The sequence below is a fragment of the Chlamydia buteonis genome (assembly GCF_900634605.1).
Taxonomy (GTDB): domain Bacteria; phylum Chlamydiota; class Chlamydiia; order Chlamydiales; family Chlamydiaceae; genus Chlamydia; species Chlamydia buteonis.
The window spans coordinates 391,548-405,576 of record NZ_CAAAFM010000001.1; the positions used below are offsets into that span (position 1 = coordinate 391,548).

Genomic DNA, 14,029 nt, shown 5'->3' on the forward strand with positions numbered 1-14,029 from the left:
CCTATGGGAAATTTAAAAACGTTGTTGGAGAGCCGTTTCAAGAAAAATACACAAGATAAAATGGAAACGCTTACACGTAAACGTATGGAAGGCGAGCACTCCCCTTTCTTAAGCAGATTTTCCGATGTAAAATTATCCCCACAAGAAGAAGAAAAATTCCGCCAATTGTTACAACATTACACGTTCGAGGATCAGATTTCCGAAGAAGATTTCAAGAGTCTTTGTAATCTCTCTGCCCAAATCAAACAAATCCACCATCAAGCAGTACTGTTGCATGGCGAACGTATAAAAAAAGTGCGTGATTTACTAAAAATTTACCGAGAAGGGGCTTTTTCAGCTTGGCTACTACTTACCTATGGCAACCGTCAAACTCCTTATAATTTTCTTGTCTATTACGAACTCTTTTCTACTCTCCCCGAACCCTTGAAAATAGAAGCTGAAAAAATGCCAAGGCAGGCTATTTACACATTAGCCTCTCGCCAAGGGTCTCAAGAAAAAAAAGAAGCTATTATCCGGAATTACCGCGGAGAAAGTAAAGGAGAACTCCTAGATATTATCAGAAGGGAATTTCCTCTAATTTCTACAGATCGTCGTCAGATATGCTTAGCAAAACAAGCACTATCTATGCTTTCCAAAGGCTCAGAATTATTAAAAAAATGCTCAGAATTGTCTCCTGAGGATCAGGCTGCCCTTGAAAAATTGATAAAAAAGCTTCAAAAAGTTAAAAGTAATTTCATTCCCAATACAAAGGTCTAAATATGGCAGCGAAATCAAAAACACTGGAACTGGAAGATAATGTTTTTCTTATTCTTGAAGGAAATTTAAAAAGAATTTTTGCCACCGCTATTGGCTACACAACATTCCGAGAATTTCAAAATGTTGTTTTTAACTGCTCTAATGGCCAACAGGAAATAGCAAATTTCTTTTTTGAAATGCTCATTAATGGGAAACTCATCCATGATCTTCCTACAGAACAAAAACAAGCATCTCAAAGCTTAATAGCCGAGTTCATGATGTTGATTCGTGTTGCTAAAGACATTCACGAACGTGGTGAATTTATTAACTTCATCACATCGGATATGCTCTCTCAGCAAGAACGTTGCGTGTTTTTAAATCGTTTGTCTAGAGTAGACGGCCAAGAATTTCTAATAATGACAGATGTACAAAATACCTGCCATTTGATTCGTCATCTATTAGCACGACTTTTGGAAGCACAAAAGAATCCTATAGGGGAGAAAAACCTCCTAGAAATTCAAGAAGATATCGTATCATTGAAGAATCACTTCGAAGAACTAGAAAAATCTCTTCAATAAAATAAAATTATATGAACAAAAAAAAGCGCGTACTTACCGGTGATCGACCAACAGGCAAGCTGCATTTAGGTCACTGGGTAGGCTCTATAAAAAATCGTTTAGACTTACAGAATAACCCGGCGTACGACTGCTTTTTCATCGTTGCGGATCTCCACACTCTTACAACCAGAATACGTAAAGAACAAGTGCTAGATGTTGATAACCATATTTATGAAGTTCTTGCAGACTGGTTAAGTGTGGGGATAGATCCGAATAAATCTACCATCTATTTACAGTCAGCCGTACCTGAAATCTACGAACTCTACCTACTGTTTTCCATGTTAATTTCGATCAATCGAATCATGGGGATTCCGAGTCTTAAGGAAATGGCAAAGAACGCTTCTATAGAAGAGGGTGGTTTGTCCTTTGGGTTGGTGGGCTATCCAGTTTTACAAAGCGCGGATATTCTTCTTGCCAAAGCGCAACTCGTTCCCGTAGGTAAGGATAATGAGGCCCATATAGAACTAACTCGTGATATTGCTCGCAATTTTAATCGTTTATATGGAGAGATATTCCCCGAACCAGAGACTCTACAAGGAGAACTTACCTCTCTAGTCGGCATTGACGGTCAAGGGAAAATGAGTAAATCCGCAAACAACGCAATCTACCTTTCTGATGATGATGCAACTATCAAAGACAAGATCAGAAAAATGTATACCGACCCAAATCGGATTCACGCTACGACCCCTGGGAGAGTCGAAGGGAACCCTTTATTCATCTATCATGATATTTTCAATCCTAATAAAGAAGAAGTTGAAGAATTTAAAACACGCTACCGTCAAGGATGTATAAAAGATGTTGAGGTAAAGGCACGCCTTGCCGAAGAACTTATTCTCTTTTTACAACCTTTTAAAGAAAAACGTGCCGAACTACTTGCAAAACCTCAAGCCCTTCAAGACGCATTGCAACTGGGCACAGAAAAAATGCGTGCTGTAGCAAAAGAAACTATGGAAGAAGTCCATGATACCTTAAGGTTAAGCCATAAATGGCGCTCTCGTTTACTACCTTAATTGTTATACACTCCTATGACCTTTGAATTACGAGCTGCTTTTTCGCCTTGTGGGGATCAGCCCGAAGCTATTGCTAAACTTACTCAAGGCATACGTAATCACATTCCATCTCAGGTGTTGTTAGGCACTACAGGATCAGGAAAAACATTTACCATTGCTAATGTTGTTGCTAATGTCAATCGCCCTACACTAGTATTAGCACATAATAAAACACTAGCCGCACAGCTGTATCAAGAATTCAAAGAATTCTTCCCTAATAATGCTGTTGAATATTTTATCTCCTACTATGATTACTACCAGCCCGAAGCATATATTGCCCGTAATGATACCTACATAGAAAAAAGTCTCTTAATCAATAGTGAAATCGATAAACTGCGTTTATCCGCAACGCGATCTATTCTAGAGCGCAGAGATACTTTAATTGTTTCTTCTGTATCTTGTATTTATGGTATTGGCTCTCCCGAAAACTACACTTCCATGACATTAGAACTCGAAGTAGGAACGGAATATCCAAGAGCAATACTTGCCTCCCAGCTTGTAAAAATGAATTATCAAGCTTCCTCAGTAGCGCAACGCTCAACTTTTCGCGAACGCGGTAGTGTGATCGATATTTTCCCTGCTTATGAAAGCGAACTCGCAATTCGTTTAGAATTTTTCAATGACACATTAACTTCCATAGAATACAGTGATCCTCTAACTATGATTCCTAAGGAATCGGTAACCTCAGTTATTTTATATCCGGGATCACACTATGTCACGCCTGAAGCTGTTCGCGAACAAGCAATACGTTCTATACGAGAAGAGCTAGAAGAACGTTTAGTATTCTTCCAAGATCGTCCTATAGAACAAGACCGCTTATTTCATAGAACTACTCATGATATCGAAATGATCAAAGAAACCGGATTTTGTAAAGGAATAGAAAACTATTCTCGCCACTTTACAAAAACTCCTCCAGGAGCTCCTCCCGCCTGCCTATTAGATTATTTCCCTGATGACTTTTTACTGGTTATTGACGAATCACACCAAACACTACCTCAGATACGCGCTATGTATCGCGGGGACCTTTCTAGGAAACAATCTTTAGTAGAATATGGCTTTCGTCTTCCCTCTGCTTATGACAACCGCCCTCTGACCTATGAAGAAGCTAGGAAATATTTCCATAATGTTATTTATGTATCTGCAACTCCTGGAGAGACAGAACTAAACGAAAGTCAAGGTCATATTGTTGAACAAATTATCCGCCCTACAGGAATTCCTGACCCTATTCCAGAAATCCGTCCGGCAACAGGGCAAGTAGACGATCTCCTAGAAGAAATTCGCAAACACTTATCTAAATCTCAGGAAAAGATTCTAGTAATCTCCATCACCAAAAAGCTTGCCGAGGATATCGCGGCTTTCCTTTCAGAATTAGATATCGCTGCCGCCTATTTGCATTCTGGAATAGAAACAGCAGAGCGCACTCGTATTCTATCTGACTTGCGTTTAGGTAATATTGACGTGCTCATAGGTGTAAACTTACTCCGTGAAGGATTAGATCTCCCTGAAGTTTCTTTAGTCGCTATTCTTGATGCCGATAAAGAAGGTTTTCTACGTAGCACCTCGTCCTTAATACAGTTTTGTGGAAGAGCGGCAAGAAATGTTGATGGAAAAGTAATTTTTTATGCTGACCATAAAACTCCCTCGATAGAAAAAACCTTAAAAGAAACAGAACGTCGTCGACAAATACAGTTGGAATACAATAGAGCAAATAAAATTACACCAAAACCAATCATCAAAGCGATCTTTGCCAATCCTATTCCGCAAGGGGGAAAAAAGGAAGTTCAAGATACCCTTCAAAAACCTTTATCTACACAAGAATTAGAAAAGCTTATAAAAAAATACGAAAATCTCATGCAGCAAGCTGCCAACGCATTCAGATTTGATGAAGCTGCTAAATATCGTGACAAAATGAAAGCTGCTAAAGAACAACTTCTTTATCTCTCATAAAACATTAAGAAAAACCGAAACGAAATCTGCTTGCTTTTTGTAAAATCAGAACCTAATATTGCCTTAACCTCCCCGCAACCTCATTGTGATCATATGATCCGTATGGCTCATATTGTGTTAAATAGATCTTTGGGAGCTAGTTTCCAACCCCTTGACAAAAGAGATTAAAGACTCATGCTAGAAGTTGTCATTTCCGATATCCAAGCCAGAGAAATTTTAGATTCCAGAGGATATCCCACACTATATGTTAAAGTAATTACCAACACAGGCACTTTTGGAGAAGCTTGTGTGCCTTCGGGGGCCTCCACAGGAATTAAAGAAGCTTTAGAGCTTCGCGATCAAGATACCTCTCGATACCAAGGGAAAGGTGTTTTACAAGCCTTAAAAAACGTGAAAGAAGTTCTGCTTCCTGTTTTACAAGGAGTCAGCATATTTGATCAAATCCTTATAGACTCTATTATGGTAGAAGCAGATGGCACACCAAATAAAGAGAAATTAGGAGCAAATGCTATCTTAGGAGTTTCCTTAGCAGCTGCTAAAGCAGCAGCCGCAACCTTAGGACGATCTTTTTACCGTTACGTAGGGGGTTGCTTCGCGCATGTTCTTCCCTGCCCTATGATGAATCTCATTAATGGGGGTATGCATGCAAACAATGGACTCCAATTTCAAGAATTTATGATTCGTCCTATAGGAGCTCATTCTCTAAAAGAAGCGATACGTATGGGTGCTGATGTCTTCCATACATTGAAAAACATTCTTAATGATAAATATCTCGCTACAGGAGTTGGAGATGAAGGTGGATTTGCTCCACAATTACAATCTAACTCTGAAGCTTTAGACCTTCTTTTGCTAGCTATTGAAAAAGCTGGCTTCCAACCTGGGACAGAGATTTCTCTAGCCCTTGACTGTGCTGCGTCTTCTTTCTACGATACAAAAACAGAAACTTATGAAGGGAAAAGCTATCAAGAACAAGTAGGTGTGCTATCCGATCTTTGTGATCGTTACCCTATTGACTCTATAGAAGATGGTCTTGCTGAAGAGGATTTCGACGGTTGGGAACTGCTAACCGCAGAACTTGGAGAAAGTATACAAATCGTAGGCGATGACCTCTTTGTGACCAATCCAGAATTGATAGCAGATGGCATAAGCAAAGGGTTAGCTAATGCGGTACTCATTAAGCCTAATCAAATTGGAACGTTAACAGAAACCTCAGAAGCGATACAGCTTGCCCATAGTCAAGGATATACAACTATCCTTTCTCATAGATCTGGAGAAACCGAGGATACAACAATTGCAGACCTTGCCGTAGCTTTCAATACTGGGCAAATTAAAACTGGATCCTTATCACGTTCGGAACGTATTGCCAAGTACAATAGGCTCATGGCTATAGAAGAAGAACTTGGTTCTGAAGGTTTATTTAAAGATTCCAATCCATTTTCTGGAGAATAGAATCAAATCAATCGCTTTCTTGTTATTTCTAGGAAGCGATTACCTTTTTAAGATTTCCTTCCATGAAACTAGTGGTTCTGTTGTTTAGAACCCTTCTAAAAATAAAAAACTCCTTGTTTATGTTAAATAGTAGATGTCTGCTTAAGCAAAATTTTCTATATACTTAAAAAATAAAGAAAATAGGCAATAGAGAAGCATTTGTAGCCTCCTAAGATCTTCTAAAATGTTGTCTTATAACTACTAATTTAATTTAGATGATCCCTTTCACAAAAACGATAGGTTATCGTTTGTGGTTAGCGTGCGTAGCAGCAATATTAATTCCCTTAGGGATTAACATTGTTCTACTCAACCTCAGGCAATACCGTACTACAGTTTCATCAGTCACCTTAGCATTTAAAGAAAATGCTACATTTAAAGTGGATACTCTCATGCAAATCGTTCCACTCAATGCTGATGTTTTAGCTCTATTTTCAGAAGTCTTAGATCTCGATGAAGGAATTCCCTCAGCACCTAACGTTGAACTTAGCAACGAGATGCAAAGAATGTTTAGCTTATCATATGACGAGATCTCTTTAATTAAGTTGCTTCCTAATGGAGAAAAAATCGTCGTTGCCTCTAGTGTTCCTCAACGCCTTGGAGAAAACTACCAAAATAAAATAGATATTTCTACCCAAGCAGCTTTTTCAGCAACATTCAAACAGTCTGCTGATAATCATGAAGTATTCTCAGTCATGCAGGCAAATATTTTTGATAATGAAACTCACGAACTCTTAGGTATTCTCTATACAACTCATAATATTGAAAAATTTCTCAAAGACATTCTCGTAAATACTCAAGCATACTTTAATGTAAAAACAGCCCTGCTATCTAAAGACGGAATCATTTTAAAAGCCTCTGATCCTGCTTTAGATTTACGCGCTATTTATTCTAACCTTACCGAAAAACAATTCTGTGATACTTTTCTTGACGAAAGCACCTGCCCAAAAAAGATTTCTTTAAAGCCAATTCAGTTAACCCCATTACCCATAGAACCAAACTTTTTCTCTTTTAAAAATGGGAAACATGAAACTTGGGGCTACCTCGCCCATGTTCCTAATATGGATCTAAGCGTACTTTCATACGGAATAAAGTCTGAACTATTTTCCACATTTTGGAAACGGACATTAATCTATTTCGCTTATTTTCTATGCGTTGTATTAGGAAGCGTTATCGCCTATCTGGCCGCAAAGCGCCTCTCTCAGCCTATACGCAAACTTGCCACAGTCATCATACAAACGAGAGAAAACATCCGCAAACCCTATGAAGATGATTCCCTAGGCTTTGAGGTTAATAGGTTGGGGCATATTTTTAATGCCATGGTGGAAAGTTTAGACCAACAACAAAGCCTTGCTGAAAAAAATTATGAAATAAAAGAAAGCGCACAAAATGCCCTACGTCTTGGGGAACAAGCACAACAAAGGCTCCTCCCTAATACGCTTCCTAATTATCCAAATACAGAATTAGCAAAAGCTTACATCCCAGCCATTACTGTAGGCGGCGATTTTTTCGATGCCTTTATCGTTGGTGAAGGAGACCAAGCGAAACTATTTTTAATTGTTGCTGATGCTTCTGGGAAAGGCGTCCAGGCTTGTGGGTACTCTCTTTTCCTTAAGAATATGCTGCGCTCATTTCTAGCGCAGATGCCTTCGATAAAAGAAGCCATAGAACAAACTTCCTCCCTATTTTACAAAAATACTGCTGATTCAGGGATGTTTGTCACCCTATGCGTCTATAGCTACAATTACAAAACAGGCATCATAGAGTTTTATTCCTGTGGTCACAATCCTGCATGTTATTTATCCCCGAACGGCACCGTTTCTTTCCTATCTCATCGCGGTATGGCTTTGGGATTCCTTCCCCATATTCCCGACACACCCATAGAAAGCTTTAAGCCTGATCCGGGATCCCTAATTGTCTTGTATTCAGATGGAATTACAGAAGCCCATAATAAAGCTTTTGAAATGTTTGGGGAAGAACGCCTAAAAGACGTTATGAAAACCTTAGTAGGTAAAAGCGCAGAAGATGCTATGCATTCTTTAATACTATCTGTGAAAACCTTCGTAGGGAATTGCCATCAACATGATGATATTACCCTACTGATCCTTAAAATATCGGACTCATGAAACAAACTTTTACCAAACGCATTTTGCTGTTTCTTTTTTTGGTAATTCCGATTCCTTTGATTTTGAATCTGGTAGTCCTATCGTTATTTTCTTTTTCAGCAGCAAAAAGTAATCTTATGGAAAACCTCCATACCCATGCGACAAATTTTAGCTTAGAATTTGAAAAGAAACTTACTATCCATAAAATTTTTCTGAAACGTCTTGCCAACACCCTAGCATTAAAAGCCTACTCTTCATCTTCGGAAGATTTCTATTCTCAAGCTTATAACGAAATGTTTGCCCTATCCAACATAGATTTCTCGCTGTGTCTCATTCCTCTATTAGAAGGAAATATAAAAACAAAAACACCCCACGATCCTTTTATCTATTATTTAAAAGAGCACCCTGAGATAAAAAAGAAGCTCAGCATGTCTGTAGGAAAGGCATGTATCATTACTATCACGCCAGAAACCGACACTTATCCTAAAAATTATCTGGTGATTACTGAAAATATCGAAGTATGGAACTCGCCGATAAGTTCGGGTCTACTTGTCAGTTTCTATCCTATGGATTTTTTACAAAGAGATCTTTTTAAATCCCTACACTTAAAAGAGGAAGTCATCTGCCTGCTCAACAAATACGGGGAGGTCCTCTTCGCATCAGATCCCAAATTCTCCTCGGAAACATTTTCAATAGATATTGCTGATCTTCCTAAAATCACTACTAGGAAACAAGCAATCCCCTTGAAAGTCGCGCCTAAAATTCTCCGCGAACAAAAACTCATAAGTGTAAAAATAAAAAATAAACACTATTTAGGAATCGTTTTAAACAAACTTCCTATTCAAGGAACTTACACTCTATCCATCATTCCGCTCTCTTGGTTTATTTTTAAAGCTATACGCCTCCCCCTAAATGTAATTTTCTTTTATTCGCTAGCTTTTATCTTAATGGGGTGGATACTTTCTAAAATTAACAAACGATTAAATCAACCTATTCAAGAACTTACAACATGCATGGAAGCGGCATGGAGGGGAAATCATAATATCCGTTACGAACCTCAACCTTACGGATATGAAATTAACGAGTTAGGGAACATTTTTAACTGCACGCTATTGTTATTACTCAACTCAAGAGAAAAAGCTGAAATCGAACATCTGTCTGGAGATAAGCTACAAAAAGAATTAGCCATTCTTGCTTCACTGCAAGAAACATTACTGAGTCCCGATTTCCCAGACTTTCCTAATGTTTCTTTTACCTCAAAACATCTCCAAGGCATGCAAAGATCAGGTCATTTTTACGGCTGGGAAACCTCAAGTTCTGACCAAAGTTTAATAGGTGTTATAGGCCTTGCTGGAGATATAGGACTTCCTTCTTATCTTTATGCTCTATCAGCACGCAGTTTATTCCTTGCTTACGCGAATCTTTCTTCTTCTCTAGAAAAAATTTGCTCTGATACTTTCGAAGCTTTTGGTAAAACTACGGAAGGAGACGAAGCTACCGTCTCCATGACATTTATCCGCTACTGTGCAGCTGATAGGAATTTATCGATATTATCAGCAGGAGAAACACCTCCTGTCGCCTTTTTAAAAAGACAAGAAACGTTTTCTCGTCTTATTTCGCCTTCGGTCCGAAATATACAACCTGGTGATGTCCTTGTGTGTATTACAGGAAATACAGAACTCACCGAATATCTTATGCGCTTACCAATAGAAGATTTGATTAGAGACCCTCTAGCACCTCTAAATTCAGACAACTTTATAGAAATTCTTACAGAAATGCTAAACAAAGAAACTCTATCAAAAATAGATGGAACCTTAAGCTTCCTATCTTTCACCTAAATGAAGATTCCTAATGGTTATGCTTTCACTTCCAGGCTCTTCAATTAACCCAGGTTCTTTGCCTAACCATAACAGCATTCTTGAAATTACAAGAGCAATGACACCTATTATGGTGAATCCAGAGACGATGATTACATATGCCGGAGAAGTAACAGTAAGACTGATAAAAACTAAAGCTATACCGACAATCACAAGCGCTACGGAACTTTTACTGATTTTTGATAACGTGGATTTGTGACTTTGCCCAAACTGTGTAATTGTAGGGCAGTACGATTTTAGGTATTCCTGTATACTCATTCTTTTTACTCAGCAGGCCACAAATTTAAACGAAACATCTTATTCATGTACGCCTTTTCTTACCAAATGATAAAAACCTATTTTCAATATGCTTAAGAGCTTTTTTTGTTTTATAAATCGCATTGCATTCCATCTTTCTCATCCTGTGAGCACTAGTGCTCCTACTGCTTTAAAGTTACCTTATTCTGAAATTTTCTTCAGGGAATCGCTTGCTGACAGAAACCTAGAATTCATGATAAGAAGTAGAAAAAGCCCAAAGTTTTCCTCGTATTTCCTATGTCACGACTGGATTTTTTTGTTTTTGATTCTTTAGTTCTTAAGCAAAAGCATAATGAGTTAGAAAAGATTTTCTGCTCAGAAAATGACGATCTGTTTCGTGCTTATCAGACAACTTCTCTACAGTCTCCCCTAGCAGCAAAAAATCTCACCATAGCAAGAAATGCTGCACGGTATGTCCTTACGGAAAACGGAGAAATCGATATCACAAGAGTTGTCTCCGCTATCGATCACCTAACAAAGTGTCTCTATCCTTTAGGTCCTCATAGACATAATGAAGCTAAACCTAGAGAGCACCTATTAAAAACACTGCAAGCCATTAAACAAAAATCAGAAATTAGAGAAAGGATCAAAAAACTTTTTGTTCCCTCTTATAGGGTTATTCAAGATCTTATTCGCAATACCCTAGCTCTCCCTACTGAAATAGAGCTAACTCCTATTCATGTGCGTCAGGCAGCTCTCGCAGCAATGTTTTCCTATTTACGCCAAGACGTCGGGTCTTGTTTTGCAACATCTTTTGCTATTATCATTCATCAAGAATATCCCACTCTGTTTATCAAAGATCTCGATGATTTGCTTACCTCGGGGAAGCTTACAAGAATCATAGGCACACAAGAAATCTCTGTGCCTATGAATTTGTCAGGCTGTATTGGCGAACTGTTTAAACCGTTACGAGTATTGGACTTATACCCAGACCCTATTGCCAAACTTTCGGCATCTCCAGGTTTACAAAAAGCATTTACAGCAGTTGGCATTATAGATACTTTAGATGATCCAGAAGTGCGTTTACAGCAAATCCTTGCTCACGAATATCTATTGAGCAAGCTTCAGCATGTCGATGACACTTTAACAGCTAATGAAGTCATTCAAAGTACATTACTACATCATTACCAAATTACCGAGCACTCTGTACGAGCAACTTTATTTCAGGAAGGGTTCTACAGCAAAGAACAAGTGTTTTTCTCTATAGAACATTCTCATAAGCTCTCTCAAACACAAAAAGTGTATAGTTATCTCTCTGCTTATGAACTAGCTAAATCTGCGTTTATACGTGACACGCAAAACCCCTTACTAAAATCTTGGGAATATACGTTAGCTACTCTCTCTGATGCTAATGATTCATCAACTCTAAATCATATTCGCGTAGCTTTAGGATGGGATGCTGATGATCCTAATAGTTTAGCTCGTGTTATCCAAACTTTCGCACAAGAAGAAATCGATAAGACTCGTGATCATATACAACAATGCGAACAGACATATCACGAAGCCCGTGCTCAACTAGAATATATAGAAAGTCGCATGAGGAATCCGCTAAATGAACAAGATAATAAGATCTTAATTATGGATCACATGCGGTTTCGACAAGAGCTAAACTCAGCTCTTTATGATTGGGATACTGCTCAAGAAAAGGCAAAGAAACTTTTTGCCCTTCCGAATTTTTTACTCTCCTTCTACACAAAGATAATCCCTCAATATTTCCGTAGTTCCTATGATGCCTTTATCCAAGAATTCTCGCACCTGTATGCGGATTCTCCTGCAGGGTTTCGCATACTATTTACCCATGGAAGAAGCCACCCTAATACCTGGTCTTCCATCTACTCAATCAACGAATTTATCAGCTTTTTATCAGAATTCTTTTCCTCAACAGAGGTAGAACTCCTCGGTAAACATGGCATTTTAGGACTAGAAAAAGAAGCTTCTGCTCTTATCCATTACATTGTCTCTTTTATTCATAAAAACTCTTTCCAAGAAGCAGCTATAACACGCATTCTTGAAAGATATAATTCCCCAATTCCTCCTTCAGTTCTTGATAATTTGGATAAGATTTCCCACACACCTTGGGTCTATGTTTCTGGAGGAACAGTGGAAACTCTATTAAAAGATTACTTCGAAAATCCTGAAGAACTTACCTATATCGAAAAACATCCAGAAAACGCTCATGAATTGGCAGCTTTTTTCTCAGACGCCCTAAAAGATCTTCCTTATGCAATAAAAGGCTATTTAGAAGACGGGTCTCATTCTTTAATCGCTTCATCTCCAACACACGTCTTTTCTATAATTGCAGGATCTCCTCTATTTCGCGAAGCATGGGACAACGATTGGTACAGCTATACTTGGCTACGCGATGTTTGGGTAAAGAATCACCAAGATTTCCTAACAGACACCATACTAAATCAACAAGCAATCTATACATTTATAGACAGATTCTGTTCAAAATATAGCCTACAGAATTTTGCATACGATTTTCATGACTTTTGCTCTGATCATTCTTTATCACTTCCTGAGCTTTATGAAAAAGCCGCAAGATTTCTGAAAGAAATCTTCCCTAAATCAGAAAAAACCTCCGCCCTATACCAACGACGTTTAGCTCATCAAATGGTGCAAGACGTTCCCTACACCTCAGATCAACAACTTCCTGAAGTTCTAGATAAGGTAAGCTCCTATCTAGGGATCTCATCAAGAATTACTTATGAAAAATTCAGTAAACTCCTAAACAAATTTATTCCGAACTTTTCTCTATTATCTTCGGGAGAGATTCGACATCTCTATAAAGGTTTGATGATGGAAAGTTATCAACAAATGTATTTCGAGGAAGATATCTTTCTGAGATTAGCAACAGCAATGCGTCATCATCACCTTGCTTATCCTGCCCCTCTTCTCTTTGGGGATAGTAATTGGGCATACAGCTATTTCGGATTTATCCTTCATCCAGGAACTCAAGAAATCGATCTTTGGCAGTTTAACTATGCTGGTCTACAAGGACAACCTCTAGAAAACACAGACAAGCTCTTATCTGTAACACAACCCTGGATACTCTATGCCAATCCTATAGACTACGGCATGCCGTCCCCTCCGGGATACCGCAGTCATCTGCCTAAAGGATTTTTTTAATCTTCGTCACAAGCTTTTTTCTTTCTTTTGAAAATCGAACGAAATAAAGATTTTAAAGAATATTTAGAAATTTCTCTTCCCATTGCAGAAATACTTTCTGTTAATGGAAGCTTTTTCGGGCATACCCGAACACAATTGTGTGCTTGACCACAACCTTCTATGCCTTTTTTGCCCATAAGAGTGCGTAGACGCTTCTTAGACTGTTTGTCCCCAGGATAGGTATTAAATAAGCGCGCTTGAGCAATGGCTGCCGGGCCTATAAAATCATTGTGCTCATTAATTTGAGGGCAGGCTTCCGTGCAACATCCACACGTCATACACATAGATAAGGCATACATAAGCTCTTGCTCTTTCTGAGACACCTTCACCCCACAGTGTTCCCCATCAACATCAGCAGCTACCCATCCCTGGATCTTCTGTAAATTGTCAAACATGATGGACCGATCTACAATAAGATCACGAATTAACGGGAACTTAGTTAAAGGAGCTAAAACAATCTCTCGAGATCCTGTCTCTTTTATATACTCTTCAATAAGAGCTGTGCATGCCTGACGAGGCACCCCATTTACTAATAATGAGCAAGAACCACAAACTTCTTCCAAACATCCTTGTTCCCACACCACAGGATTTACGGTTTCCCCTAGAGTATTTATAGGACGTTTTTCAATTTCCATAAGAGCACTGATTACATTCTCTCCTGGGTGCAAGGCCAATTCAAAACTTTCCCAATATTGTTTCCCCGGGGTTCCCCGATAGATTTTCAATATAAAAGTTTTAGGAATATCCAT

10 protein-coding genes are annotated in these 14,029 nt (G+C 38.6%); 8 read left to right on the top strand and 2 right to left on the bottom strand.

All coding sequences use genetic code 11. The features are described 5' to 3' along the window. Window positions 1-3: 3 nt before the first annotated feature. The 7 genes from E1N70_RS01700 to E1N70_RS01730 all read left to right on the top strand — a co-directional run bounded on the left by E1N70_RS01700 (window position 4) and on the right by E1N70_RS01730 (window position 9,776). Window positions 4-756: a pGP6-D family virulence protein gene (locus tag E1N70_RS01700; RefSeq protein ID WP_131743848.1), complete on the top strand. Its 753-nt coding sequence runs from the start codon at window positions 4-6 to the stop codon at window positions 754-756. A 2-nt stretch (window positions 757-758) separates the two neighbouring features. Beyond that, entirely contained in the window at window positions 759-1,313 is a 555-nt protein-coding gene (locus E1N70_RS01705; RefSeq protein WP_014945399.1) for a CT584 family type III secretion system tip protein, read from the top strand. Between the two features lie 11 nt (window positions 1,314-1,324). Next, window positions 1,325-2,362: a tryptophan--tRNA ligase gene (trpS, locus tag E1N70_RS01710; protein WP_131743849.1), complete on the top strand. Its 1,038-nt coding sequence runs from the start codon at window positions 1,325-1,327 to the stop codon at window positions 2,360-2,362. A gap of 15 nt (window positions 2,363-2,377) precedes the next feature. Further along, the gene (gene uvrB, locus E1N70_RS01715; protein ID WP_131743850.1) at window positions 2,378-4,348 is read left to right on the top strand and encodes an excinuclease ABC subunit UvrB; all 1,971 of its coding nucleotides are present in this window, start codon (window positions 2,378-2,380) and stop codon (window positions 4,346-4,348) included. Between the two features lie 174 nt (window positions 4,349-4,522). Continuing rightward, entirely contained in the window at window positions 4,523-5,797 is a 1,275-nt protein-coding gene (eno, locus tag E1N70_RS01720) for a phosphopyruvate hydratase (protein ID WP_131743851.1), read from the top strand. Window positions 5,798-6,051: 254 nt separating this feature from the next. Continuing rightward, a complete protein-coding gene (locus E1N70_RS01725) occupies window positions 6,052-7,959 on the top strand; it encodes a PP2C family protein-serine/threonine phosphatase (protein ID WP_131743852.1) in 1,908 nt (635 codons plus the stop codon). After that, complete coding sequence (locus E1N70_RS01730; protein ID WP_131743853.1) at window positions 7,956-9,776, top strand: PP2C family serine/threonine-protein phosphatase; 1,821 nt, start codon at window positions 7,956-7,958, stop codon at window positions 9,774-9,776. Before E1N70_RS01725 ends, E1N70_RS01730 begins: the two co-directional genes overlap by 4 nt. Here E1N70_RS01730 and E1N70_RS01735 read toward each other — a convergent pair. Beyond that, complete coding sequence (locus tag E1N70_RS01735; RefSeq protein WP_244201094.1) at window positions 9,762-10,073, bottom strand: hypothetical protein; 312 nt, start codon at window positions 10,071-10,073, stop codon at window positions 9,762-9,764. The genes E1N70_RS01730 and E1N70_RS01735 overlap by 15 nt on opposite strands. 276 nt (window positions 10,074-10,349) lie before the next feature. On the opposite strand from E1N70_RS01735, the gene E1N70_RS01740 reads away from it, so the two are divergent. Then, on the top strand, window positions 10,350-13,241 hold the full coding sequence (locus E1N70_RS01740) for a TroA family protein (RefSeq protein ID WP_131743854.1): 2,892 nt from the start codon (window positions 10,350-10,352) through the stop codon (window positions 13,239-13,241). On the opposite strand, the gene sdhB is transcribed toward E1N70_RS01740, so the two are convergent. Further along, entirely contained in the window at window positions 13,238-14,029 is a 792-nt protein-coding gene (gene sdhB / locus E1N70_RS01745) for a succinate dehydrogenase iron-sulfur subunit (RefSeq protein ID WP_131743855.1), read from the bottom strand. The two genes, E1N70_RS01740 and sdhB, sit on opposite strands and share 4 nt — an antisense overlap.